Here is a 25,559-nt window from a genome sequence, read left to right as displayed (position 1 = left end):
GAGGCCCGGGCCCGGGCCTCTCGGCGGGGCCGGCTGGGTCGCCCCCGGGTTGTCGGTGGCCCTCCTCAGCGGGCAGGATGAACCTGTTCCACCCCGGGGGTGACCGCCACGGCGGCGCCCACCAGCAGAGGAGCCGCCCCGTGCGCCGCCGCATGATGAAGTCCAAGGTCCACCGGGCCACGGTCACCGACGCCGACCTGCACTACGTGGGGTCCATCACCGTCGACCGCGACCTCATGGATGCCGCCGACCTGGCCGAGTACGAGCAGGTGGCCGTGGTCGACATCGACAACGGCGCCCGGCTGGAGACCTACGTCATCGAGGGGGTGCGGGGCTCGGGCGACGTCTGCCTGAACGGCGCCGCCGCTCGCCTGGTCTCGCCGGGCGACAAGGTCATCATCATCAGCTACGCCGACTACGACGAGGCCGAGCTGGCCGGCTACGCCCCCCGCATCGTCCACGTCGACACCGACAACCGCCTGGTGGACGAGGACACGGCCCGCACCCTGGCCGCCCTCGACTCCCCGGCCCCCCGCCGCTACGTCGAGGTCCCGGCCGCCCGCTGAGCGACCGGCCGGCCGTCGATCAGGCTGATGCCGCGGACTCAGGGGCCCGGGTCACGGCCACCACCCGGGCGCCGGGGGCGACGGCCTCGACCTGGCGGATGGCCGAGCTGACGGCCTCGGAGAACCCGGGGGCCTCACGGTGGAACGTGGCCCGCGGGACGCCGTCGGCCTGCCCGATGGTGGCGTCCCCGCACCCGGCGGCGAAGAGGGCGTCGATGACGTCGTCGTCCAGGACGTCCAAGCCCTCCACGGTGAGCGTGAAGTCGAAGATGGTCACGGTGGCGGCCCTCCTTCGGGGCTCCGGTGGGGGCAGTCTCCCACGCGACGGAGGATGTCCCCCGCGTGGGCCTCGGGGCGGGCCGGCGTGGACCAGACCGACAGCGCGCAGCCCGACCGGTCGCGAGCGGGACACAGCAGCCGGGCCCAGGCGTGGCCCCGGGAGGGGATGACGCGCCAGAGCTGCTGCTCGGCCCGGCGCACGGCGCGCTCGACGGCCGGGTGGGGGTGGCGGGGGCGTCCGGCCATCAACGGCGGGACCCGACGGTGTCCGGCACGGCTTCCTCGGGCGATCGGGGGTGGGACGCAGGGGAAGCGCGACCGGCAGGATGCCCCACGGGCGCCCGGCCCACGCCTCCTCCGATGGGTCGGCTGGGGGCCTCGCCGTCATCGCCTGCGGGGCGTCCGCGGCCCGGGGTCGTATCGTCGGGCGGCGATGGCCCCGGGAGATGTCGACCAGCTCGACCTGTTGGTGCTGGGCAGTGGCGTGGCTGGGCTGTCGGCCGCGGTGCGGGCCGCCGACCGGCACGGCCTGCGGGTCGGGGTCCTGACCAAGGGCGAGCTCCCCCAGGCCACCACCCGGTGGGCCCAGGGCGGGGTGGCCGCCGTGCTCCACGACGACCCCGACTCCACCGACCTGCACCTGGCCGACACCCTGGCCTGCGGGGCGGGCCTGTGCGACACCGAGGCGGTGCGGGTGCTGGTCGACGAGGGACCGGCCCGGGTGCACGAGCTCATCGCCCTGGGCGCGGCCTTCGACCGCGATCCCGACGGCTCTCTCCAGCTGGCCCGGGAGGGCGGCCACAGCCAGGCCCGCATCGTCCACGCCGGGGGGGCGGCCACGGGCGCCGAGGTCGAGCGGGCCCTCGTGGCCGCCGTGCAGCGCGGCGCGGCCGCCCTCTACGAGCACCACTTCGCCGTCGACCTGCTGGTCGAGGGGGGCCGGTGCCGGGGCGTCGCCGCGGTGGGGCCCGACGGGGCGCCGGTGGTGGTGCGGGCCGACCACGTGCTGGTCACCACCGGCGGGGCCGGCCAGCTCTACGCCGTGACCACCAACCCCCTGGAGGCCACCGGTGACGGCATCGCCATGGCCCTGCGGGCGGGGGTGGCCGTCGCCGACGTCGAGTTCGTCCAGTTCCACCCCACGGCGCTGCACCACGAGGCCATGCCCCGACCCCTCCTGTCCGAGGCCCTGCGGGGCCACGGCGCCCTGCTGCGCGACGGCCGGGGCCAGCGCTTCGTCGACGAGCTCCAGCCCCGCGACGTGGTCTCCCGGGCCGAGGTGGAGGTCATGGCGGCCCAGGGCATCGACCACGTGTTCCTCGACGCCCGGCACCTGGAGGACTTCGCGGCCCGCTTCCCGACCATCGCCGCAGCTCTCCGCCCCATCGGCCTCGACCCCACCCGCGACCTGCTGCCCGTGGCCCCCGCGGCCCACTACACGTGCGGAGGCATCGTCACCGACCTGGACGGGTCCAGCTCGCTGCCCGGCCTGTGGGCGGCCGGCGAGGCCTCGTGCACCGGGGTCCACGGGGCCAACCGGCTGGCCTCCAACTCGCTGCTGGAGGGGATGGTCTTCGGGCCCCGGGCGGTGGAGGCCATCGAGCGGGGCCGGGTGGGGCCGGAGGCCACGGGGGCCATGCGGGCGGTCCTGGGCGGCGACGCCGAGGGCGGCCCGCTGGGTCCGGGCACCGTCGGTGGACGGCTCCTGGCCCGTCCCGGGCCGGTGGGCCCGGGGGTCACCGCTCCGCCCCCCGCCGTCCCGGGGGGCGAGGGGCGCGAGGGGCGTGACGGCCTCCAGCGGGCCATGAGCGCCGGGGCCGGGGTGGTGCGAGACGCCACCACCCTCGCCGCTGCCGGCGCCGTGGCCGATGCCGCCGCCGTCAGCGCCGCCGCCCTGGCCGCCCGGTCCGCCGCCGCCGGCCAGGCGGTGCCCACCGAGGCCCACGAGCTGGCCAACCTGGCCGAGGTGGCCCGGGCCGTGGTCCTGGCGGCCACGGCCCGGACCGAGAGCAGGGGCGCCCACAGCCGCCGCGACCACCCGGTCACCGACCCCGCCCAGCGGCGCCGCCTGGTCCTGGCCTGAGCCCTGGGACCGCGGCGCGCCGCCGGCCCGGGACGGCGCCGGGTTGTGGCGGGGGTGGGGGCACGGTTGGATGGCCGGCGGCCATGGCGACCGCACCCGACCTCCCCGGCGCGCCCACCCCCTCGGTGTTCCGGCGGGGGATGGCCCTGTTGTGGCGGTCGGTCCGCACCCACCCCCGCCCCTTCGCCACCTCGGTGGCCGGCGCCACCGTCTTCGCGGTGATGACGGTGGCCTCGACCACGGCCCTGGGCCAGGTGACCGACGAGGTCATCGTCCCCGGGTTGTCCGGGTCGCCGGGCGGGGGCCGCTTCGGCGGGGTCGACGGCCGCACCGTCCTGGTCGTCACCGGCGCGGTGGTGGTGATCGCCCTGGCCCGGGCGGCGGGGGTCGTCACCCGTCGCTTCTTCTGCGGCGTCACCACGTTCCGCATGGGGGCGACGTGGCGGCTCCGGCTGGCCGAGCGCTACCTGGCCGCCCCGCTCCGCTTCCACGCCGGGCACCCGGCCGGCCAGCTCATGGCCCACGCCGACAACGACACCCTCCGGGCCGTGGAGTTCATCAACCCGGCGCCGTTCTCCCTGAGCGCCTTCGTGATCGGGGCCGTCGCCTTCGGGCGCTTGCTGGTGGTGGACTGGGCCCTGGCCCTGGTGGCCCTGGCCGTGTTCCCGACCCTGGTGGCGCTGAACCGCTTCTACACCGGCCGGGTGGAGGCGCCGGCCGCCACCGGCCAGGCCCGCTACGGCGACATGGCCGCCGTGGCCCACGAGAGCTTCGACGGTGCCCTGGTGGTGAAGCTGCTGGGCCTGGGCGGCCACGAGCACGACCGGTTCGCCGGCTCCGCCGATGCCCTCCGCCGCCAGCGGGTGCGGGTCGGGGAGCTCCGGGCCTGGTTCGAGCCCGGCCTCACCGCCCTGCCCAACCTGGGGGCGGTGGCGGTGCTGGGCCTCGGGGCCTGGCGCCTCTCGACCGGCGCCGTCACCGAGGGGGGCATCGTCGAGGCCCTGGCCCTGTTCACGGTGCTGGGCGCCCCCATGCGGATCATGGGGTACCTGCTGGAGCTCATGGCGCCGTCGGTGGTGGCCGCCGACCGGCTCGATCGGGTGCTGGCCCCCGGCGCCGAGGAGCGCCACCCGGCCCGGGGTGGCGAGGCCCTGCCCCCCGGGGCCCTGGCCGTCGAGGTGGACGGCCTGGGCTTCGCCCACGACCCGGCGGTGCCGGTGCTCGACGGGGTGTCGTTCTCGGTTGACCCCGGCGAGGTGGTGGCCCTCACCGGGGCCACCGCCGGGGGCAAGACGACGTTGTGCCACCTGGTGGCGGGGCTGCTGGAGCCCACCGCGGGGGAGGTCCGCCTGGGCGGCGTGGCCGTGCCCGACCTCGACCGCGACGCGCTCCACCGGGCCGTGGGCGTGGTGTTCCAGGAGGCGTTCCTGTTCGCCGACACCGTGCGGGCCAACGTCCTGGCCGGGCGGGACGACGACGACCCGGCCCTGGTCCCCGCCCTGCGGCTGGCCCGGGCCGACGGTTTCGTGGCCGCCCTGCCCGACGGGCTCGACACCGTGCTGGGCGAGCGGGGCGTGACCCTCTCGGGCGGCCAGCGCCAGCGCCTGGCCCTGGCCCGGGCCCTGGTCCGCCGGCCGGGCCTGCTCCTGATGGACGACGCCACCAGCGCCGTCGACCCCGCCGTCGAGGAGCAGATCCTGGCCGGGCTGGGGGCGCAGCTCACGACGACCACCATCGTGGTGGCCCACCGGCTCTCGACCATCCGCCTGGCCGACCGGGTCGTCTTCCTCGACGGGGGGCGGGTGGGCGGCATCGGCCCCCACGAGGAGCTGCTGGCCGGCGTGCCCGCCTACGCCGCCCTGGTGCGGGCCTACACGAGGGACGAGCGGGACGCCCCGTTCGAGGGGGCCTCGCCGTGACCCCCCCGCTCCCGGTGGAGGGGGGCCACGACGAGGTCCGGGCCACCGACCCGCGGGACCCGGACGTCCAGGACGGCGGCGCCTTCGCCGCCTTCCGGCGCGTCCTGGGCCAGATGCCCGAGCTGCGGGTGGGCGTGGGCCTGACCACCGTCCTGGCCCTGGCCACGGCGGCGGGCCGGGTGGTGGTGCCGGTCCTGGTGCAGCAGATCCTCGACCGGGGCATCCTGGGCCCCGACGGCTACCGGCCCCGGTTCGTGGCCGCCGCCACCGCCGCCGGCGCGGTGGCCGTCCTGGGGTTCTGGCTGCTGGGGCGCTGGACCCTGGCCCGCCTCACCCGGGTGGCCGAGGCCGGCCTGGCCGGGCTGCGGGTCCGGGCCTTCGCCCACATCCACCGGTTGGCCGCCGCCGATCACACCGAGTCGCGGCGGGGCATCCTGGTCGCCCGGGTGACCAGCGACGTGGAGACCCTGGCCCAGTTCTGGCAGTGGGGGGCCATGGTCTGGATCACGTCGACGGCCTCCATCCTCGGCGTGCTGGCGGTCATGGCCGTCTACGCCTGGCCCCTGGCCGTGCTGACCGTCGCCGTGTTCGTCCCCTACGTGGTGGTGCTGCGGAACCTCCAACGCCGCCAGCTGGCGGCCTGGGACGCGGTGCGGTCCCGGGTCGGCGACACCATGAGCGAGTTCTCCGAGAGCGTCGGCGGGGCCCCCGTCATCCGGGCCTACGGCCTGGAGCCCCGGGGCCGGCGCCGGCTGGGGGCAGCCATCGACGGCCAGTACCGGGCCGAGGTGCGGGGCCTGCGCCTGTTCGCCCTCACGTTCCCGCTGGGCGACGTGGTCGGAGCCGTGGCCGTGGCCGCGGTGGCCGCCGTCGGGGTGGCCCGGGGCGGGGCGTGGGGCCTCGACGCCGGGGAGCTGGTGGCCTTCCTGTTCCTGGTCACGCTCCTGACCCAGCCGGTGGCGGAGCTGAACGAGGTCCTGGACCAGACCCAGAACGCGGCGGCCGGCGCCCGCAAGGTCCTCTCCTTGCTCGACGTCCCCGTCGACGTGGTCGAACCCGACCCGGGGGTGGCGCTGCCCCCCGGGCCCCTGGCCGTGGCCCTGCACGGCGTGGGCTTCGCCTACCGGGGCGGCCCGCCCGTCCTCCGGGACGTGTCGGTGGCCATCGCCCCGGGGGCGTCGGTGGCCGTGGTGGGCCGGACCGGGTCGGGCAAGACCACCCTGGCCGGCCTGTTGGCCCGCCTGGCCGACCCCACCGAGGGCCGGGTCGAGGTGGGGGGCGTGGACCTGCGGGAGGTGGCCCCGGCCTCGCGCCTGGCCCGGGTGCGGATGGTGCCCCAGGACGGCTTCCTGTTCGCCGGCACCGTGCGGGACAACATCCGCCTCGGGCACCTCGCCGCCGCTGACGCCGACATCGAGGCCGCCGTCGACACCTTGGGCCTGCGGTGGTGGGTGGAGCGCATGGCCGTCGGCCTCGACACCGAGGTGGGGGAGCGGGGCGGCTCCCTGTCGGTGGGGGAGCGCCAGCTCGTGGCCCTGGTGCGGGCCCAGGTCTCGGACCCCGGCCTGCTGGTCCTGGACGAGGCCACCTCGGCGGTGGATCCCGAGACCGAGAGGGCCCTGGCCGTGGCCCTCACCCGCCTGGCCGCCGGCCGGACCACGGTCACCGTGGCCCACCGCCTCTCCACCGCCGAGCGGGCCGACGTGGTGCTGGTGGTCGACGCCGGTCGCCTGGTGGAGGTGGGCCCGCACGCCGAGCTGCTGGCGGCCGGCGGCCGCTACGCCGCCCTCCACCGGGCCTGGGTGGGAGGCACCGCCCCGGCCTGAGGAGCGGCCCGGCGCGCCGGGCCCGGGCCCGCCCGGCCCCAGCGGCGTCACTGTGCGTGTCCATGCCACCTCAGAGTCATCGTGCCTGCCACGGTCCGTGGGATGACGACGGTGACTGTCGGTCAGACCTGTCGGCGGCCACCGCCGAGCCGATGGGACGCTTCGCCCCGCCGAGCCCCGGCGGGCAAGATGGGGCCCGCGGTGCGGGCCGGAGAGGGACGGGTGGTTGCCGTGGCTGAGCGTCGCAGGATCGTCATCGTGGGAGGGGGGCCGGCCGGCTTGGCGACGGCGCTGTCGCTCACCGACCCCGAGCTGCACCCCCACTGGCGGGACGAGTACGAGGTGACCGTCCTCCAGATGGGCTGGCGCCTCGGGGGCAAGGGGGCCACCGGCCGGCGGGGCACGATCGTGCCCGACGGCGACGGGGGCTGGCGCCTGGAGGGCGACGCCCGCATCCAGGAGCACGGCATCCACCTGTTCGGCAACATGTACACCAACGCCATGCGGATGCTGGACCAGTGCCTGCAGGAGCTCCCGCCCTCGCCCACGCCGGCCGGCGAGCCCATCGGCGACCAGCTCGTCCCCAGCAACTACCTCCAGCTGGCCGACGTCCTCGACCGGCGGTGGGAGATCACCGGCCAGGTCATGCCCCACAACGACCTGGACCCGTGGGGCCCCCAGGACTACCCCGGGCCCCTGGTCCTGGTGGCCGAGCTCCTCGACCTGGTCGTCACGCTGGTGGAGGAGGCCTTCGGGCACTCGGTGGACCCCTCCGGCCACGCCTTCGACCTCGAGCTCCACGCCCGGGCCCTGCGCCGCGCCGCCGAGCGGGAGCGGGCCCACCCGTCGGCCCCCGACCCCGAGCACCACGCCCCCGCGCTCTCCCTGCTGGAGGAGACCCGCCGCCGCCTGGCCGCCGAGGTCGACCGGCACGAGGGGACCAGCCGCTACGCCCGCATCCGCTCGGTGTGGTGCCAGGTGGAGCTGTACACCACCCTGGCCCGGGGGGTGGTGGCCGACGAGATCTTCACCGCCGGCCTGGCCACCGTGGACGGCGAGGACTACATCGCCTGGTGCCGGCGCCACGGCATGGCCGAGGCCGCCCTCACCAGCAGCGTCGTCCAGGTGGCGGCCCAGATCTGCTTCCAGTTCCCCCAGGGCGACGTGAGCCTGCCCCCCACCATGGCGGCCTCGTCGTTCCTGTGGTTCGCCCTCCGCCAGCTCCTCTCCTGCGGGCAGGGCAGCTACTGGTTCACCCGGGGCACCGGCGACACCGTGGTGGCCCCCTTCTACCGGGTGGCGGCGGAGCGGGGCGTGGACTTCCAGTTCTTCCGCAACGTGCGGGAGATCTCCTACGACCCCGCCACCGGCGCCGTCGACCGCATCGAGGTCGACGTCCAGGCCACCACCGTCGACGGCGCGCCGTACGACCCCCTGGTCCTGCTACCCGACGGCACCCTGGGCTGGCCGGCCACGCCCGTCTACGGCCAGCTGGAGCAGGGCGCCGAGCTGGAGGCCCAGCACGTCGACCTGGAGTCCTGGTGGTCGCCGTGGGAGCCCGTGGCCCGGGAGACCCTGGTCCTCGGTGAGCACTTCGACCAGGTGGTCAGCGCCCTGCCCCTGCCGTGCCTGCCCCACGTGGCCCCCGACCTGGTGGCCCACGCCGCCTGGGCCCCGGCCGTGGAGGCCATGGAGGGCATCGCCACCATCGCCGCCCAGATGTGGACCGAGCGCACCACCCAGGAGCTCGGTTTCCCCAAGCTGGCCGGCACCGACCGGGTGTGCGCCACCGCCGCCGTCTCGCCCCTGGGCCTGGCCGACATGTCCGACGTGCTGGCGGCCGAGAACTGGCCGGCCGAGGGCGGCCCCCGCGGCCTGGTCTACCTGTGCGGCCCGCTGGCCCACCGGGGGCCCTGGCCGGCGGCCGACCAGCACGACACGCCGGCCCTGTTCGACGACCAGTCGAAGGCCACGTTCGTGCAGTGGCTGCGCACCGCCGTCTCGGTCATGCCCGCGGCCGGCACCCAGCCCTTCACCCCCGAGGCCTTCGACCTGGCCGGCCTGTGGTGCCCGGCCGACGACGAGGGCGTGGGCCAGGCCCGGGTCGACCGCCAGTACTGGCGGGCCAACATCGACCCCTGCGAGCGCTACGTGCCCTCGCCCCCGGGCAGCGGCTCGCTGCGGCCCCAGGCCTGGCAGAGCGGGGCCACCAACCTGGCCCTGGCCAGCGACTGGATCTTCACCGGCATGAACATCGGGTCCTTCGAGGGGGCGGTCATGTCCGGCCTGCTGGCCGCCCACGCCCTCACCGGCGCCCCCACCCTGGGGAGCATCGTGGGCTACGCCTTCGCCCGGCCCGACCTGGTCGAGGCCGAGGCGGCGACGACCCTCGCCGCCGCCGGGGGGCCCGGGCCCGGGTGAAGGTCACCGGCCTGACGGGCCTCACCGACCTCGACGTCCTGCACCAGCGGGGCGACACGTTGGTGCTGCGCGCCCGGGCCGACGACGGTGGGCGGGTCCTGGTCAAGACCCACGCCTCGGACCTGCCCACCGACGCGTCGCGCGAGCGCCTCCGGCGCGAGCACGAGGCCACCGCCGCCGTCGACCACCCCCACCTGGTCGGGGCCCGGGACCTGGTCGACCTCCCGACCCGGGTGGCCCTGGTCCTCGACGACCCCGAGGGCCCGACCCTGGCCGAGGCGGTGGAGGCCGGGGGGCTGGGCCTGCTGGACGTCCTCGACGTGGGCGTGGCCGTGGGCCGGGCCCTGGCCGCCCTGCACGCCCGGGGCGTGGTGCACCGCGCCGTGGACGGCCACCACGTGGTCCTCACCGCCACCGGCGCCCTGCTGGTCGACCTGTACGACGCCACCCCGGCCGGGCTCCGGCCCCGCCGGCCCGGCCACGGCCTCCACGCCGCCCCCGAGCAGCAGGGCCCCCGCCCCACCCCCGCCGATCCCGCCAGCGACCAGCTGGCCCTGGCCGCCACCCTGGCCCAGGCCCTCGACGGTCTGGGGCTGGACCCGCCCCCGGCCCTGGCCGCGGTGCTGGAGCGGGCCGCCGAGGCCCACCCCCGCCAGCGCTACCGGTCGGTGCTGGGCCTGGTCGGCGACCTCCGCTGGGTGCGGGAGCGGCTGGCCGCCGAGGGCGACTGCCCGCCCTTCCCCCTCGACACCGACGGCCCCGCCCTCCGCTGGGAGGACCCCCGCCACGTCGTGGGCCGGGACGAGGTGCGCGAGGAGCTGCGGTCGGTGGCCGCCGCCGTGGGCGCCGACCGGGTGGCCCGCGTCGTCGTCCTGCGGGGGGCGCCCGGCTCCGGCCGCACCTCCGTCGTCCGGGCCCTGTGCGACGACCTGGCCGGCCGGGGCATCCTCTGCGGCGTCGCCACCCTCGACGACCCGGGGGCCATCGTCCCCTTCCGCTCCGGGGCCGAGGTCATGGAGCAGTTCGTGGACCAGCTCCTGACCGCCCCCGAGCCCATCGTGCGGGCCGTGCAGGCCGAGCTGCGCCAGCGCCTGGGCCCCGACCTGCCGGTGGCCACCCAGGTCCTGCCGGCCCTGGAGCTGCTGGCCGGGCCCCAGCCCGAACCCCGGGCCACCTCCCCGGAGGAGGCCGTGGCCCGGGTCGGGCGGGCCACCCGGGCCGCGGTGGCGGCCCTGGCCGAGCACATGCCGCCGCTGGTGGCCGTGTTCGACGACGGCGACCTGGGCGACGACACCTTCCTCGGGGCCCTGGAGGCCATCGGGGGCCACGCCGACGTGGGGGCCTTCCTGTCCGTCGTGGTCACCGGCGGGCGCTCGGCCCGCCTGGAGAAGGTGCTCGGGCGCATGCGGGGTCGGGGCGTGGCGGTGCACGACCTCGAGCTGCCGCCCCTGGACCGGGTGGCCCTCCGGCACCTCGTGGCCTCGGGCACGGGCACCGCCCCCGACGACGTGGCCGAGCTGGCCGACGCCGTCTGGCGCCGCTCCGGCGGCAGCCCCCGGGTCGCCCTGTCGGACGTGTGGGACCTGCTCGACCGGGGAGAGATCTGGGTCGACGTCGACGCCGGCCGCTGGCGCTGGTCGGCCGCCGCCCTCCAGCAGGAGACGCCCCCGACCCTGACCGAGGTGGCCGTCCACCGGGTCGAGGCCCTGGCCCCCGACGTGCGCGCCGCGCTGGACCTGGTGGCCGTGGCCGGCCGGGCCGCCGGGGCCCCCATGGTGGCCGAGGCCCTGGACCTCACCCCGCTGGCCGCCCAGGCCGTGGTCGACCGGGGAGCGGTGGCCCACGTGTTCGCCCGGGCCCTCGACGGCTCGGCCGCGGTGGCGTGCCTGGACGACGGCGTCCGCCGGGCCGCCCTCGACCGGCTCACCCCCGAGGCCCGCTCCGCCCTGGAGCGCACCGCGGCCCGGGCCGTGCTGGCCGTGGCCGACACCGACGCCGCGGGCCGCCCCGACCTCTCCGACGGCCACCGCCTGGAGGTCATCCGCCTCCTGGCCGCCTCCGCGCCCGTGGCCGACGACCCGGCCACCCGGCAGCTCTACGTCACCCTGTGCGAGGACGGGGCCCGAGCCGCCCACCGGGGCGGTGCCTTCCGGGAGGCCCTCGACCTCCAGCGGGCCGCCATCGCCGCCCTGGGCGAGTGGGGCTGGGCCGAGGAGCCCGAGCGGACCTTCGAGCTGCACCTCCGGGCCGCCGAGAACGGCCTGATGGTGGTCCAACCCGAGGCGGTCGACGACCTGCTGGCCGACGCCTGGGCCCACGGCCCGACCGCCACCCAGCGGGTGCGGGCCATGCGGGTGCTGGGCATGCGGGCCTGGACCCGCCAGGACCACGACGGGGGCCTCGGTGAGCTGCGGGGCATCCTGGACGAGTTGGGGCAGCCCATCCCGGCCCGGCCGACGTGGCGCGACATGGCCGTCGAGCTGGCCCGCACCCGGGCCGAGCTGGGCACCACCGAGCCCGAGGCCTTCCTGGCCGCCCCCCGCCTCACCGACGAGCGGCTGGTGGCCGCCCTCGACGCCATGCTGGGCTGCGTCCACCTGGCGTACGTCGACCAGCCCCTCACCCACGTGCTCCTCGTCCTGCGGGGCACGCGGCTCACGGCCCGCCACGGGGTGAGCGACGCCTCGGCCTACTTCCTGGTCGGCTACGGCATGCTGTCCATCTCCGGGCCGGTGGGCACCGAGCGGGGGCTGCGGTTCGGGCGGGTGGGCATGGCCCTGGCCGAGCGGGGCGGCACCAACACGACCATGGTCGGCTTCGCCTACGACGCCTTCGTGCGCCACTGGGGCGAGCCCCTCGACGCCACCGTCGACCCCCTGCGCCACCGCTACCAGGACAGCCTGGCCACCCGGACCCGGGGCTACGGCCTGACCGGGGGCACGTTCGCCGTCCTCCACGCCCTCCTGGCCGGGCGTCCCCTCCGCGCCGTCGAGGCCGACGCCTCCACCGTGGCCGCCGACCTGGGCCGCCTGGGCGAGACCGCCTTCCAGGCCCGGGTCGACGTGGTGGGCCAGGCCGTGTCCGACCTGCGCCGGGGCCTGGCCGACGGGGTGCTCGACGGGCCGACCTTCTCCTCCACGGCGTGGCTGGCGGCCAAGCCCCGCCGGGGCGAGATGGCCGTCATCGTCCACACCCTGCGGGCCCTGGTGGCCCTGGCCCACGGGCGCGACGAGGTGGCGGCCGAGGCCGTGGCCGCCGCCGCCCCGCTGCTGCGCACGGCCCCGGGCCAGGCCGTGGTCGGCCTCCACCGCTTCCAGGCCGCCCTCCTGGCCGCGGCCTCGGTGGCCGCCGCGCCGGGACCGGCCGAGCGGGCCCGCCGCCGGGTCCGGGTCGAGCGGGCGCTGGTGCCCCTGCGGCGCATGGCCCGCCACGCCCCGGCCAACACCGCCCACCGGGTGGCCCTGGTCGAGGCCGTCCTGGCCGAGGCCGACGGCGGCGACCGGCGCGGCACCCGGGCCATGGAGCGCTACGAGGAGGCGGTGCGCCTGGCCACCGAGCACGGGGCCCTGTGCGACCTGGGCCTGGCCGCCGAGCGGGCGGCCCGCTTCCACCACGTGAGGGGCCGCGCCCAGTTGGCCCGCCACTACGCCACCGCGGCGCTCGACGCCTGGCAGGCCTGGGGCGCCGACGCCGTGGCCGCGGCCCACACCGACCGCCTGCCCGGCGTCGGGGCCCTGGGCGGCCGGCCCCTGACCCGGCCCACGTCGGGGGCCGACCCGGGCCGGGTGCCCGACCGACCGGCCGACACGGTGGCGGCCGAGACCCTGGCCGAGGCCAGCCGCCTGCTGGGCCAGGAGCTGGAGGTCCGGGAGTTCCTGGAGCGCATGGTCGAGATCCTCATGCGCCACGCCGGGGCCAGCCGGGGCTTCCTGGTGCTCAGCTCGGCCCGGGGCCCGGTGGTGGAGGTGGCGGCCGAGGTCGTGGACGGGGCGGTGCAGGTGACGCCGCTGCCGTCGCCGGACCCGGCGGACCACCCGCACCTCAGCCTCCAGGCCATGAACTACGTGCTGCGCACCCGCCAGGTGCTGGTGCTGGTCGACCCGGCCGACGACCGCCGCTTCCGGGCCGACACGGCCCTGCGGGACCGGGCCCCCCGGGCCCTGCTGGGGCTGCCCCTGGGCCGGGCCACGGGCACCACGGGGGCCTTCGTGTTCGAGAGCGACGCCGCCCCCCACGGCGTCGAGTCGGAGCGGGTCGAGGCCCTGCGGGTGCTCTCGGCCCAGGCCATCGCCGCCATCGACCACGCCCGCCTCAGCTCGGACCTGAGCAGCCTGTCGCGCGACGTGGCCGACCTGCGCTCCACGGCCGAGACCCTCTCGGCCCGGGCCGAGACCGACCCCCTCACCGGGGTGGCCAACCGGCTGGGCCTGGAGTCGGCCCTGCGGGCGGCCATGGGCGGTGACGACGCCACCGACGCCGCCGGTTCTGGCGGCCCCGACGGCCCCGGGGCCCCGGGCGGCCCTGGCGGCGGGCCCCGGGTGGGCGTCCTGTTCTGCGACCTCGACGACTTCAAGGTGGTCAACGACACGTGGGGCCACGCCGCCGGCGACACCGCCTTGGTGGAGGTGGCCCGGCGCCTGCGGGCCGTGGTCCGGGCCGACGACGTGGTGGCCCGCCTCGGGGGCGACGAGTTCGTCGTCGTCTCCTTCGGCGTGTCCGACGAGGAGCTGGCCCGGGTGGCGGAGCGGGCCCGAGAGAGCGTGGGCCGGCCCATCGAGGTGGCGGGGGCCGGCCCGTTGTCGGTGGGGGTCTCGATCGGGGTGGGCCGGGCCGACCTGGTCGGCGTCACCTCCGTCGACGACGTCGACACCCTGATGGAGCTGGCCGACGACTCGATGTACCGGGCCAAGCGGGCCGGCAAGAACCGCGTCGAGATGAGCTGACCCGCGTCCCCCCTGGCCCGTGCCAGGCTGGGGCGGTGAAGTACGTGGTCTGCGTCCCCGACGGTTGCGCCGACGAGCCGGTCGACGCGCTCGACGGGCTCACCCCCCTCCAGGCCGCGTCCACGCCGACGCTCGAGGCGCTGGCGGCGCGGGGCGAGGTGGGCCGGGCCGCGGTCATCCCCCCGGGCATGGCGCCCGGCAGCGACGTGGGCAACATGAGCATCCTGGGCTACGACCCGGCCGTCCACCACACCGGGCGGGCCCCCATCGAGGCCGCCGCCCTGGGCCTGCGCCTCCAGCCCGACCAGGTGGCCTACCGCTGCAACCTGGTCACCCTGGCCGACGACGGCACGCCGGAGGGGGTCATGGCCGACTTCGCCGGGGGCCACCCGTCCACCGAGGCGGCGGCCGAGGTGATCGCCGCCCTGGACGCCGAGCTGGGCGGCGACGGCATCTCGTTCCACCCCGGGGTCCAGTACCGCCACATCATGGTGGCGCCGAGGGCCCTGGCCGAGGCCGGCTGCACCCCGCCCCACGACCTGAGCGACAAGGCCGCGGTGTGGCCCACCGGCCCGGCCGCCCCTCGCCTGCGGGAGCTGATGGAGGCCAGCCGGGCCGTGGTGGGCCCGTCCCCGTTGGCCGCCACCCAGGTGTGGCTGTGGGGCCAGGGGCCACAGCCCCGGCTGCCGTCGTTCGCCACCACCCACGGCGTGGACGCCGGCATGGTCACCGCGGTGGACCTGGTGCGGGGCCTGGGCGTCCTCACCGACATGGACGTGGTGGAGGTCCCCGGGGCCACCGGCTGGTACGACACCGCGTACGAGGCCAAGCGCGACGCCGCGCTGGCCGGCCTGGAGGCCGGCGCCGACCTGTTCGTCATCCACGTGGAGGCCACCGACGAGGCCGGCCACGCCGGCGACGTGGAGGAGAAGGTCAGGGCCCTGGAGAACTGGGACCGCCGCATCCTGGCCGACCTGGTGCCGGGCCTCGATGCCCTGGGCCCATGGCGCCTGCTCCTCCTGCCCGACCACGGCACGCCCCTGCGGACCAAGACCCACACCGCCGAGCCGGTGCCCTACCTGCTGGTCGACTCGGCCCACGACGGCCCGGGCGGGACCTACACCGAGGCCGCCGTGGCCGACCTCACCCCGGTGCCCGGCCACGCCCTCCTGCCCCGCCTGGTGGCCCCGCCGGCCTGAGCGGCGGCCCCGGCCCCAGGCAGTCACCCCGGGGACGGGTCGGGCGGGGGCGGCGGCTATGCTGGCGGCGCTCCCACCGGGGTTGACCGGCGGCTCCGCCGGCCCCAACGGGAGCGATCCCTTCTCTCCTGCGGTTCGCGCCGCGCCCCCAGGGGCAGCGCGGCCCGGGACCCACGGACCCGGGTCTGGGTCCGGCGAAAGCGAGGTGGCCATGAGTGGCTTCGAACGTGCCCTGCTCGAGGGCAAGGAGCGCGACGAGCTGAGCAAGATCGCCGAGTCGCTGGGCAAGAAGCCCCCGGCCCGAGCCAAGAAGGCGGCCATGATCGACCTCATCCTCGAGCTGGCCGGCGTCTCGCCGGCGGGGGGCGGCGAGGCCACGGCCCCGGATGCCACCGAGCCGGCCGCGGCCTCCCGGCCCGACGACGGGGACGACGAGGACGACGACGCCGCGCCGGGCCCGGCGGACCGGGGCTCCGGCGAGGACGACCCCGCGCCCGTCGCCGGTGGCGGGGACGACGGCAGCACGCGCCCGGGCTCCGGCTCGGACGGCGGCGGACCGGCCCGGGCCCAGCCGCGAGGCGGTGCCTCGCCGGCGGGTGGCGCCCCCCAGGGCGGTTCGGGGAGCGGCGGTGGCCCGAACGGGCAGAGCTCGGGCGGCGACCAGGACCGGCCCGGCCAGGGGGCCCAGAACCAGGGCGGCCAGGGCCAGGGCGGCCAGAACCAGAACCAGGGCAGCCAGGGCCAGAACCAGGGCGGCCAGAACCAGAGCCAGGGCGGCCAGGATCCCAACCAGCGCCCGGCGGGGGCGACGGCCGACGAGGAGGCCGACGGCAACCGCCGGCGCCGGCGCCGGGGGCGCAACCGGGACGGCCAGCCGCAGCCCGAGACCACCGAGAGCGAGCCGGTGGAGGTCGAGGGCCTCCTCGACCTGCGCGACGACGGCTACGGCTTCCTCCGGGTCAAGGGCTACCTGCCCACCTCGGCCGACGTGTACGTCTCGGTCAAGCAGGTCCGCCAGTTCGGGCTGCGCAAGGGCGACCGGGTGACCGGCAAGAGCCGCGCCGCGTCCCGCAACGAGAAGAACCCGGCCCTCCTGCAGATCGACGCCGTCAACGGGGCCGACCCGGCGACCTCGCCCGACCGGCGCCGGTTCGAGGACCTGACCCCGCTGTTCCCCGACGAGCGCCTCACCCTCGAGACCAACGACGCCGGGAACATGACGGCCCGCATCATCGACCTCCTGGCTCCCATCGGGAAGGGCCAGCGGGGCCTCATCGTGTCGCCCCCCAAGGCCGGCAAGACCACGGTGGTCAAGCAGGTGGTCCGCTCGGTCGAGACCAACTCGCCGGACGTGGAGCTCATCGTCCTCCTGGTCGACGAGCGGCCCGAGGAGGTCACCGACATGCGCCGGTGGCTCATCAAGGGCGAGGTGGCGGCGTCCACCTTCGACCGGCCCAGCGAGGAGCACATCCAGGTGGCCGAGCTGGTGCTGGAGCGGGCCAAGCGCCAGGTCGAGGCGGGCAAGGACGTGGTCATCGTCCTGGACGGCATCACCCGCCTGGCCCGGGCCTACAACCTGGCCCAGCCGCCGAGCGGGCGGATCATGTCGGGCGGCATCGACGCCGGCGCCCTGTACCCGCCCAAGCGCTTCTTCGGGGCGGCCCGCAACGCCGAGGAGGGGGGCTCGCTCACCATCCTGGCCACGGCCCTGGTCGAGACCGGGTCCAAGATGGACGAGCACATCTTCGAGGAGTTCAAGGGCACCGGGAACATGGAGCTGAAGCTCGACCGGCACCTGGCCAACCGGCGCATCTTCCCCGCCATCGACGTCGACGCCAGCTCCACCCGCCACGAGGAGCTGCTGTTCGAGCGGCGGCAGGTCCCCCAGGTGACCAAGCTCCGCCAGGTGCTGGGGGCCCTGAAGGACAGCGAGGGGGCCAGCGACGCCGCCGCCCTCCACCTGCTGTTCGACCGGCTCAAGAGCTTCAAGACCAACACCGAGTTCCTGGCCGAGGTGGCCAAGGCCCAGGCCCCGACCTGACCTGGGCGGCTCCCGACCGGGAATGCGGAAGCGTTGACCCCGGTGAGGCCCGTTTGGAGTTCGGCCCGGGCCCGGCGAGACTACGACCGCGCATCCCTCTGGAGACAGCCATGAAGACCGACATCCACCCTCGCTACACCGAGACCCAGGTCACGTGCTCGTGTGGCAACACGTTCACGACCCGCTCGACGGCGCAGGCCCTGACCAGCGAGCTCTGCAACGAGTGCCACCCCTTCTACACCGGCAAGCAGAAGCTGGTGGACACCGGTGGCCGCATCGACCGCTTCGAGCGCCGCTACGGGGCCCGCAAGGGCAAGGCCGCCAGCGAGGGCTGAGGCCCCGGCCGGGTCCTGCGCTCGCCTCGCACCGGTCCGGCGCGCCGGACGGGTTCCTGGAGGGTCGGGGGTCCCGGCTCGCCTCGACGTCGCCCCGCCGCCGGCCCACCGACGGCCCACCGACGGCCCGCCACCCGGGCGTGGCCCGCAGGGTCCCGGGCCCGTCCCGGCCTGACCTGGCTCACCCTCCGGGTCCGCTGGTGACCATCCCATGACCACCTTCGATCCCGACCGGGCCGCCTCCCTGCAGGCCGCGAAGCTCCGGGCCCTCACCCGCGACCGGGTGGCGGCCTCCTGTGCGGCGTCCCCGTTCCCGGGCGGAGCCGCCCTGGTCGACGGCCCGGTGGGGTGGGTGCTGCCCGGCGAGCAGGCCCGGCGCGGGTTGGGGGCGGTCCTGGCCTGGGCCCTCCGGTCCGGCGTGGCCGAGGTGCACGTGGTGGTGGACGATCCCGCCGTGGCCGGGGTGCTGGCCCGCCAGGCGGTGGCGTTCGCCCCCGCCCCGTCGGTGTGGCGGGTGGTGGGCACCGATCGGGTCGCGGCGACGCCCGTCCCCCTGGTCCCACCGGCCCCCGCCCCCGATGCGCCCGAGCTGCGGGCCCTGCTGCGGGAGGCGGGCCTGGAGGTGGTGGACGAGGACGGCATGGCCCTGGGGGAGCTGCGGGGCCTGGAGGTGGCCCGCATCGTCGCCGGCGCCGACGGGCGGCCCGAGCTGGGCGTGGGCGTGGGCCGCTTCGACCGCGAGGTGGGGGAGATGACCTTCGGGCACCTCGCCCCCCCCGAGCGCCTGGCCCGGGTGGTGGACGTGGTGGCCGGCTACCGGAGGCCGGGGGCGCCCCCCCACCCCCTGAACCAGCTGGTGCCCGAGCGCTGGCTGCGGGCCGGGCTGGTGGACGAGCCGGCCCTGGTGGGAGCGATGGCGTTGCGCCCGGTGCCGTCGGCCCGGGGTCGGGCCAACCTGCTGGAGGCGGGCCGGGCCGCCGCGGTGGGCACCGACCTCGAGGGCCGGCCGCTGGTGGTGGTGTGCTCCAGCGGGGTCGACCTCGACCTGGTGCCCGGGGCGGCCGACGATCGGGCCCTGCACGCCCCCGGCGCCCGCCTGGTGCTGGCCGTCCCGGCCCGCGACGCCCTCCCCGTCACCCACCGCCTGGCCGCCGCCCTGGCCGACCCGGCCGAGGTCTTCCCCATCGACGGCGACTGGCGCATCCCCTGGGCCTGAGGCCCCCAGGTCCCCGGTTGGCCCCGGGCGGGGTGGGCGGGCCAGCCTGGCGGCGTGTCCGACACCTCGACCCCGTCCGTCGCCGGCCCCTCGGTGGCCCGCCCGTTGCGCATCGCCGCCCTGGCCGAGGGGGTCTCCTACGCCGTGCTGCTGCTGGCCATGGTGGCCAAGTACGCCCTCGACGCCGGGGGCGAGGGGGGTGTGCCCATCGTGGGCCCCATCCACGGTGTCATCGTCCTGGCCTACGCCGGCCTGGTGCTGATGGGCCGCGACGAGCAGGGCTGGACCATCGGCCAGATGCTGCTGGCCCTCCTCCTCTCCGCCGTGCCCGGCGGTGGCTTCTACGTGGAGCGGAAGATGCTCACCGTGCCGGCCCGCCCCGGCGGGGCGTGAGCCGGTCCGCGAGGATGCGGGGGTGACCCCCCGGCGCGACGACGAGGCCCGCTGATGGCGGCCCAGTGGCAGCGGTGGCTGCGCTACGCCAAGGCCAAGCTGGACTCCACCGTGCGCGAGAGCGAGCGGGAGCTCGACCGGCGGGAGGCGGAGCTGGAGGCCCGGGCCGAGGGCAAGCCGTGGCTGTCCAGCTCCGGTGACGCCCCCACCTTCGACGAGGCCCGGGCCCGCATCGCGGACCGGGCCCGCCAGTCCGGGACCGGTCCCGGGTCGCCGGCCGGACCCGCCGGTGGGGCCGGAGCTGCGGCCCCGGGTGGCTCCGGTGCGTCGGCCTCCCGGCCGGGGTCGCCGGCGCGGGCCTCGGGGCCGGGGTCCGAGCCCGCCCCGGAGGGCGGCGGGTCGTCCGAGGAGGCCTTCGACGTGGAGGCCCAGCGCCGGGCCGGGGCCGAGCGCCTGGCTGCCATCCGCGACGAGCTGGGCCTGGCCGACGACCCGGACGGTCCCACCGGCGGCCCGGCCCCCAAGGCGTAGGCCGCTCACCCTCGATGGGGAGGCCGGCGGCCAGCCGGGCCGTCCGGGTGGGGTCGAGGGCGGCTCGGCCCAGGGGTCGAGCGGGCCCCGACCGGCCCGCGGATCGACCAGGGGGGCGGCCGGGGGCGACCGCTACCGTGGCCCCGATGCTGGATCGCCTCGATGAGCTGGCCCGCGAGCTGGCCGACGTCGAGGCCCGCCTCTCGGACCCCGACGTGTACGCCGACCAGGCCCGCTCGGCCGACCTGGCCCGCCGCCACAAGGAGCTGGAGGCCATCGTCTCCCGACGGCGGCAGCTCGACGCCCGAGCCGACGACCTGGCCACCGCCCGCGAGATGTACGCCGAGGCCGGCCCCGACGACCGGGCGCTCCTGCGGGGCGAGATCGACGAGGCCGAGGCCGACGTCGAGCGGCTGACGGCCGAGATCCGCATGCTGCTCCTGCCCCGCGACCCCAACGACGACCGCAACGTCATCATCGAGATCCGGGGGGCGGAGGGGGGCGAGGAGGGCAACCTCTTCGCCCGGGACCTGTTCGAGATGTACCGGGCCTGGGCCGGGCGGCGGGGCTGGGCCCTGGAGGTGCTGGGGGCCGAGGCGTCGGACATGGGCGGCTACGACGAGGTCACCTTCCAGGTCAGGGGCGACGGGGTGTGGTCGCGGCTCAAGCACGAGGGCGGCCCCCACCGGGTCCAGCGGGTGCCGGTCACCGAGTCCCAGGGCCGCATCCACACGTCGTCGGCCACGGTGACGGTGCTGCCCGAGGCCGAGGAGGTAGACGTCACCATCGGCCCCAACGACCTGCAGATCGACGTGTACCGGTCGTCGGGGCCGGGCGGGCAGTCGGTCAACACCACCGACTCGGCGGTCCGCGTCACCCACCTGCCCACCGGCACCGTGGTGTCGATGCAGGACGAGAAGAGCCAGCTCCAGAACAAGGAGCGGGCCCTCCGGGTCCTGCGCAGCCGCATCCTGGCGGCCGAGCAGGAGCGAGCGGCGGCCGAGGCGTCCGAGGCCCGGCGCAGCCAGGTGGGCGGCGGCGGCCGCAGCGAGAAGATCCGCACCTACAACTACAAGGAGAACCGGGTCACCGACCACCGCATCGGGCTCACCCTCTACAAGCTGGACAAGGTGCTGGCCGGGGACCTGGACGAGGTGAGCGACGCCCTGGTGGCCGCCGACCAGGCCGCCCGCCTCACCGAGGTGGAGAGGTGACCACCACCCCCGCCGGCCCGCCCCCCGAGGCCGCTCCGGACGGACCGACCCCGGACCGAGCGGCCGACGCGGCGGCGACCGGTCCCGCTCCGCTGCTCGACATCGGGCAGGGCGACGGGACGGTGTCGTGGCGGGCGCTCATGGGGGAGGCGGCCGGGGCCCTGGTCGACGCCGGGATCATCAGCGCCGAGGTCGAGGCCCGCCGCATCGTGGAGGAGGCCTCCGGCTGGGACGGCCCGGCCCTCCACCTCCACCTGGACGACCCGGCCACGGTGGGCGGCGTGGCCGCTCTCGACCGCATGGTGGCCCGCCGGCGGGAGGGCGAGCCGCTGCAGTACGTGCTGGGCCGGTGGGGCTTCCGGTCGCTGGACCTGATGGTCGACACGAGGGTGCTGATCCCCCGGCCCGAGACCGAGGGCCTGGTCGACCACGTGCTGGAGGCGGTGGACCGGGTGGCGGCCGAGGCCGAGGCGGCGGGCACGGTGGCCCCGGCCCCGGTGGTCGTCGACCTGGGGTGCGGCACGGGCGCCATCGCCCTGGCCGTCGCCGCCGAGCGCCGCGACGCCGTGGTCCACGCCGTCGACGCCTCCGAGGGGGCGGTGGAGGTGACCCGGGCCAACCTGGCCGGCCTCGGTGTCGGCGGCTCCGGTGTCACCGTCCACCACGGGTCGTGGTTCGAGCCGCTGCCCGAGGAGCTGGTGGGCCGGGTCACGGTGGTGGCCTCCAACCCGCCCTACGTCCCTGCCGATGATCCCCTGCCCCCCGAGGTGGCCGACTGGGAGCCCACCGAGGCCCTGGTCCCGGGCCCGACGGGCCTGGAGGCGGTGGAGGGGATCGTGGCCGGCGCCGGCCGCTGGCTGGTGCCCGGTGGGGCGCTGGTGGTGGAGATCGGCGAGGCGCAGGGGGAGCGGGCCCGGGCCCTGGCCGAGGGGTCCGGCTTCACCACCGTCGAGGTCCGCCCCGACCTGCTGGGCCGGGACCGGGCCCTGGTGGCCCGCTGGCCCGGCCGGCCCGAGGCCGACACCCGCGATGACTGATCGGGGATCGCCCCGCCAGCGGCCCTCGGCTGCTCGAGGCGGCAGTCTCCGGCTGATGAGGCCGGCCCGATGATCGGAAGCGAGGGGGTCGACACCGAGCTGCTGGACCGGTTGGAGGGGGCGCTGCGGGCCGGGGAGCCGGTGGTCCTGCCCACCGACACGGTGTACGGGGTGGCCGCCCTGCCCACCGTGCCCGGGGCGACGGACCGCCTGTTCGCCCTGAAGGACCGCCGACCCGGTGCTCCCCTGGCCGTGCTGGTGGCCGATTTCGCGCAGGCCGCGGCGGTGGCCGGGCCGCTGCCGCCGCCGGCCGATCGCCTGGCCCGGGCCCTGTGGCCGGGCCCGCTGACCCTGGTGCTGCCCCGGGCCGAGGCCGTCCGGGCCTGGGCGCTGGGGGGCGACAACGCCACCATCGGCGTCCGCTGTCCCGACCACCGGCTGGTCCGGGCCCTGGCCGCCCGGGTGGGCCCCATCGCCACCACCAGCGCCAACCGCCACGGCCAGCCCACGCCGGCCACCGCGGCGGCGGCCGCGGCCGCCCTCACCGGTCCCGTGGCCGTGGTGGCCGACGGGGGGACCCTGGCCGGCGCCGCCTCCACCGTGGTCGACGCCACCACCCCCGGCCTCGACGTCCTGCGGGAGGGCCCGATCCCCGCCGCCCGCATCCGCGCCCTCGCCTCGTCCTGACCCCTGGTCCCGCGGTGGCCGTGACGGCGGTGCTTGTGGCCGGGGGGCTGGCGTGGTTGGGTGGGCCCGTGCCCTCCTCCGCTGCCGTCGCCCGCCCCGTGCCCCCGGGGAGGGCTCCGGCGTGAGCGGCACCCGGCTGGGGGTGGCGTTCATGGTGGCGGGGGCGATCCTGATCGTGATCGGCACCCTCGACGTCACCGGTGACGACCTGATCCACACCATCGCCACGTCGCTGATCGTCTTCGGGGCCGTGGTCCTGTCCGTGGCCACCGAGGGCCAGGACGAGCTCGTGAGCTGAACGGCCCCGGCCCGGCAGCGGCCGGGTCAGCCCTCGCGGGTGCGGCGGGCGCCGGGGTGGAAGTAGGTGAAGAGCACCAGGCCGGCGGCGGCCACCCCGATGGGGACCATGGCGTCGCCCCGGCCGGCGTTGTAGACGGGGTAGAGGACGAAGGCCGACAGCAGGGCCGTCCACATCCACAGGATCAGCACCGCCCGGCGCTGCCCGTGGCCCAGGCGCATGAGCCGGTGGTGCAGGTGGTTCTTGTCGGCGGTGTCGGGGCTGACGCCCTTGCTGGCCCGGCGCACGATGGCCCAGGCGGTGTCGATGATGGGCACGCCCATAACCACCAGGGGCACGACCAGGGGCAGGTAGAAGAAGTAGGCCTGCCCGCTGAAGGGCTGGTCGGTCTGGCCGCCGACCAGGATGGTCGACGCCGCGGTCAGCACGCCGAGCATGAGCGCCCCGCCGTCGCCCATGAAGATGCGGGCCGGGTTGAAGTTGAAGGGCAGGAAGCCGACGCAGATGCCGACCACGATGATGGTCAGCAGCGGCGCCGGGTTGTCGGCTCCCAGCACGTCGACGGCCGGGTCGACCAGCCGGTGGGAATACAGGAACATGGCCCCGCTGGCGATGGCCACGATGCCGGCCGCCAGCCCGTCGAGGCCGTCGATGAAGTTGGTGGCGTTGGCCATGCCCATGACCCAGACCACGGTGACCAGGGGGGCCAGGTCGGGGGAGAGCACGATCAGGTCCAGGTACGGCACCCGGAACAGGATCATGGAGGCGCCCATCCAGTAGAGGGCCGAGCCGGAGAGCACCAGGCCGGCCGTCTTGGCCGGTGGCGAGACGTCGCGCACGTCGTCCCAGGTGCCCACCACGCAGGCGATGGCCGCGCCGACGAGGACGCCGACCAGGGCGGACGAGCCGTCGAACACCTCGCGGAAGGCGTCCCGCTGCCAGGCCACGGCCAGCGCCCCGGCCAGGCCCAGGAACATGGCCACCCCGCCCAGGTAGGGGGTGGGGCGGGGGTGGTCCCGCCGCTCGTCCGGGTAGGCCAGGGCGCCGATGCGGTGGGCCAAGGCGCCGGCCAGCGGGGTGAGGACGAGGGTGATGCCGAACGCGGCCGCGAACACGATCCCGTAGTCGAGGGCGGACGGCCTCACGGGCGGCGCACGGAGAGAGCGGCGGCCGGCATCGCCCGCGACGCTACAGCGGCCCGGCCCGGGGTCGGGGACGCCGGCGCCACCCGCTCCGGGTCGGGGCGGGGGTCAGCCCGCGGCCAGGTCGGGGTAGGGCGCGAACCGGGAGCACAGGGCCTGGACCTCGGCCCTCGCCGCGGCCAGCTCCGCCTCGTCGTCCCGGCCCACCAGCACCCGGTGGATGAGGTCGCCGACGGTGGCCATCTCCTCGGGGCCCATGCCCTGGGTGGTCACCGCCGGCGTGCCGATGCGCAGCCCGCTGGTGATGTACGGGGGCCGGGGGTCGTCCGGCACCGTGTTCTCGTTGAGGGAGATGCCGGCCCGGTCGAGGGCCAGGCGGGCCTTCTTGCCCGACAGCTCGGGGTCGAGGCTGCGCAGGTCCACCAGCATGAGGTGGTTGTCGGTGCCCCCGGAGACCAGGCGCAGGCCGTGGCCGGCCAGGCGCTGGGCCAGGGCGGTGGCGTTGGCCACCACCGCCGCCGCGTAGTCGGAGAACGAGGGGTGCGCGGCCTCGGCGAAGGCCACCGCCTTGGCCGCGATGACGTGGTCCAGGGGCCCGCCCTGCGAGCCCGGGAACACGGCCTTGTCGATGGCCGCGGCGTGCTCGGCCCGGCTCAGGATGCAGCCGCCCCGGGGGCCCCGCAGGGTCTTGTGGGTGGTGAAGGTGACGATGTCGGCGTGGGGCACCGGGTTGGGGTGGACCCCGCCGGCGATGAGCCCGGCCACGTGGGCGGCGTCGAACATGAACAGGGCCCCGACCTCCTCCGCGATCTCCCGGAACGGCACCGGGTCGATGATCCGGGGGTAGGCGGTGGCCCCGGCCACGATGATCTTGGGCTGGTGCTGCTTGGCCAGGTCCCGCACCTGGTCGAAGTCGATGCGCTCGTCGGAGGCGGTGACCCCGTAGGAGGCGAAGCGGTAGAGGATGCCGCTGGCGTTCACCGGCGAGCCGTGGGTGAGGTGGCCGCCCTGATCCAGCCGGAGGCCCAGCACCGCGTCACCGGGCTGGAGCATGGCCAGGTAGACGGCCATGTTGGCGTTGGCCCCGGAGTGGGGTTGGACGTTGGCGTGCTCGGCGCCGAACAGGGCCTTGACCCGGTCGCGGGCCAGCTCCTCGGCCCGGTCGATGACCTCGTTGCCGCCGTAGTAGCGCTTGCCGGGGTAGCCCTCGCTGTACTTGTTGGTGAGGACCGACCCGGTGGCCCGCAGCACGGCCGGGGACGTGAAGTTCTCCGAGGCGATGAGCTGGAGGGTGCTGTTCTGGCGGTCGACCTCGGCCTGGACGATGGACGAGAGCTCGGTGTCGTCGACGGGGGGCCAGGGCATCGGGGTCTCCTCGGGAGGGGCGGGACGTCGTCGGCCGGGCCGACGGGCGAGGGGGAGGGGGAGG

General features: G+C 76.7%; 19 protein-coding genes. 16 read left to right on the top strand and 3 right to left on the bottom strand.

Annotated elements, in window-relative coordinates:
- Window positions 1-77 precede the first annotated feature (77 nt).
- On the top strand, window positions 78-566 hold the full coding sequence (panD, locus tag VEW93_06050; protein HYI61350.1) for an aspartate 1-decarboxylase: 489 nt from the start codon (window positions 78-80) through the stop codon (window positions 564-566).
- A gap of 19 nt (window positions 567-585) precedes the next feature.
- Here panD and VEW93_06045 read toward each other — a convergent pair whose 3' ends face one another.
- The gene (locus tag VEW93_06045; protein HYI61349.1) at window positions 586-843 is read right to left on the bottom strand and encodes a hypothetical protein; all 258 of its coding nucleotides are present in this window, start codon (window positions 841-843) and stop codon (window positions 586-588) included.
- Between the two features lie 435 nt (window positions 844-1,278).
- Between VEW93_06045 and nadB the strand changes: the two genes are divergently transcribed.
- The 15 genes from nadB to VEW93_05970 all read left to right on the top strand — a co-directional run bounded on the left by nadB (window position 1,279) and on the right by VEW93_05970 (window position 22,988).
- Window positions 1,279-2,928, top strand: coding sequence for an L-aspartate oxidase (gene nadB / locus VEW93_06040; GenBank protein HYI61348.1), 1,650 nt, complete (start codon window positions 1,279-1,281; stop codon window positions 2,926-2,928).
- Between the two features lie 83 nt (window positions 2,929-3,011).
- A complete protein-coding gene (locus VEW93_06035; protein HYI61347.1) occupies window positions 3,012-4,847 on the top strand; it encodes an ABC transporter ATP-binding protein in 1,836 nt (611 codons plus the stop codon).
- Window positions 4,844-6,673, top strand: coding sequence for an ABC transporter ATP-binding protein (locus VEW93_06030; GenBank protein HYI61346.1), 1,830 nt, complete (start codon window positions 4,844-4,846; stop codon window positions 6,671-6,673). The genes VEW93_06035 and VEW93_06030 overlap by 4 nt, the downstream gene beginning before the upstream one ends.
- Window positions 6,674-6,904: 231 nt before the next feature.
- Window positions 6,905-9,094: an FAD-dependent oxidoreductase gene (locus tag VEW93_06025; protein ID HYI61345.1), complete on the top strand. Its 2,190-nt coding sequence runs from the start codon at window positions 6,905-6,907 to the stop codon at window positions 9,092-9,094.
- Complete coding sequence (locus tag VEW93_06020; protein HYI61344.1) at window positions 9,091-14,037, top strand: diguanylate cyclase; 4,947 nt, start codon at window positions 9,091-9,093, stop codon at window positions 14,035-14,037. Before VEW93_06025 ends, VEW93_06020 begins: the two co-directional genes overlap by 4 nt.
- 35 nt (window positions 14,038-14,072) lie before the next feature.
- Complete coding sequence (gene apgM, locus VEW93_06015) at window positions 14,073-15,236, top strand: 2,3-bisphosphoglycerate-independent phosphoglycerate mutase (protein HYI61343.1); 1,164 nt, start codon at window positions 14,073-14,075, stop codon at window positions 15,234-15,236.
- A 211-nt stretch (window positions 15,237-15,447) separates the two neighbouring features.
- Entirely contained in the window at window positions 15,448-17,277 is a 1,830-nt protein-coding gene (gene rho / locus VEW93_06010) for a transcription termination factor Rho (protein ID HYI61342.1), read from the top strand.
- A gap of 110 nt (window positions 17,278-17,387) precedes the next feature.
- Window positions 17,388-17,612, top strand: a complete 225-nt coding sequence (gene rpmE / locus VEW93_06005) for a 50S ribosomal protein L31 (GenBank protein HYI61341.1) — start codon at window positions 17,388-17,390, stop codon at window positions 17,610-17,612.
- A gap of 211 nt (window positions 17,613-17,823) precedes the next feature.
- Window positions 17,824-18,828, top strand: coding sequence for a hypothetical protein (locus VEW93_06000; protein ID HYI61340.1), 1,005 nt, complete (start codon window positions 17,824-17,826; stop codon window positions 18,826-18,828).
- A 54-nt stretch (window positions 18,829-18,882) separates the two neighbouring features.
- Window positions 18,883-19,221 carry a DUF3817 domain-containing protein gene (locus VEW93_05995; GenBank protein ID HYI61339.1) on the top strand — a complete coding sequence of 113 codons (339 nt, stop codon included), beginning with the start codon at window positions 18,883-18,885 and terminating at the stop codon, window positions 19,219-19,221.
- A 54-nt stretch (window positions 19,222-19,275) separates the two neighbouring features.
- The gene (locus VEW93_05990; protein HYI61338.1) at window positions 19,276-19,752 is read left to right on the top strand and encodes a hypothetical protein; all 477 of its coding nucleotides are present in this window, start codon (window positions 19,276-19,278) and stop codon (window positions 19,750-19,752) included.
- Between the two features lie 146 nt (window positions 19,753-19,898).
- A complete protein-coding gene (prfA, locus tag VEW93_05985) occupies window positions 19,899-20,966 on the top strand; it encodes a peptide chain release factor 1 (GenBank protein ID HYI61337.1) in 1,068 nt (355 codons plus the stop codon).
- Window positions 20,963-22,003 (top strand): peptide chain release factor N(5)-glutamine methyltransferase, encoded by a 1,041-nt coding sequence (prmC, locus tag VEW93_05980; protein ID HYI61336.1) that lies wholly within the window; start codon window positions 20,963-20,965, stop codon window positions 22,001-22,003. Before prfA ends, prmC begins: the two co-directional genes overlap by 4 nt.
- A gap of 69 nt (window positions 22,004-22,072) precedes the next feature.
- On the top strand, window positions 22,073-22,690 hold the full coding sequence (locus tag VEW93_05975; protein ID HYI61335.1) for an L-threonylcarbamoyladenylate synthase: 618 nt from the start codon (window positions 22,073-22,075) through the stop codon (window positions 22,688-22,690).
- A 121-nt stretch (window positions 22,691-22,811) separates the two neighbouring features.
- The gene (locus tag VEW93_05970; GenBank protein ID HYI61334.1) at window positions 22,812-22,988 is read left to right on the top strand and encodes a hypothetical protein; all 177 of its coding nucleotides are present in this window, start codon (window positions 22,812-22,814) and stop codon (window positions 22,986-22,988) included.
- Between the two features lie 26 nt (window positions 22,989-23,014).
- Here the strand turns inward: VEW93_05970 and VEW93_05965 are convergent, their stop codons facing one another.
- Window positions 23,015-24,103 (bottom strand): MraY family glycosyltransferase, encoded by a 1,089-nt coding sequence (locus VEW93_05965; protein ID HYI61333.1) that lies wholly within the window; start codon window positions 24,101-24,103, stop codon window positions 23,015-23,017.
- Window positions 24,104-24,238: 135 nt separating this feature from the next.
- A complete protein-coding gene (gene glyA, locus VEW93_05960; protein HYI61332.1) occupies window positions 24,239-25,495 on the bottom strand; it encodes a serine hydroxymethyltransferase in 1,257 nt (418 codons plus the stop codon).
- Between the last annotated feature and the right edge of the window lie 64 nt (window positions 25,496-25,559).

It is taken from the genome of Acidimicrobiales bacterium, from assembly GCA_035630295.1.
Classification (GTDB): domain Bacteria; phylum Actinomycetota; class Acidimicrobiia; order Acidimicrobiales; family Iamiaceae; genus Iamia.
Note: the sequence above shows the minus strand (reverse complement) of the source record. Positions and strands in the feature narration are given on the sequence as shown.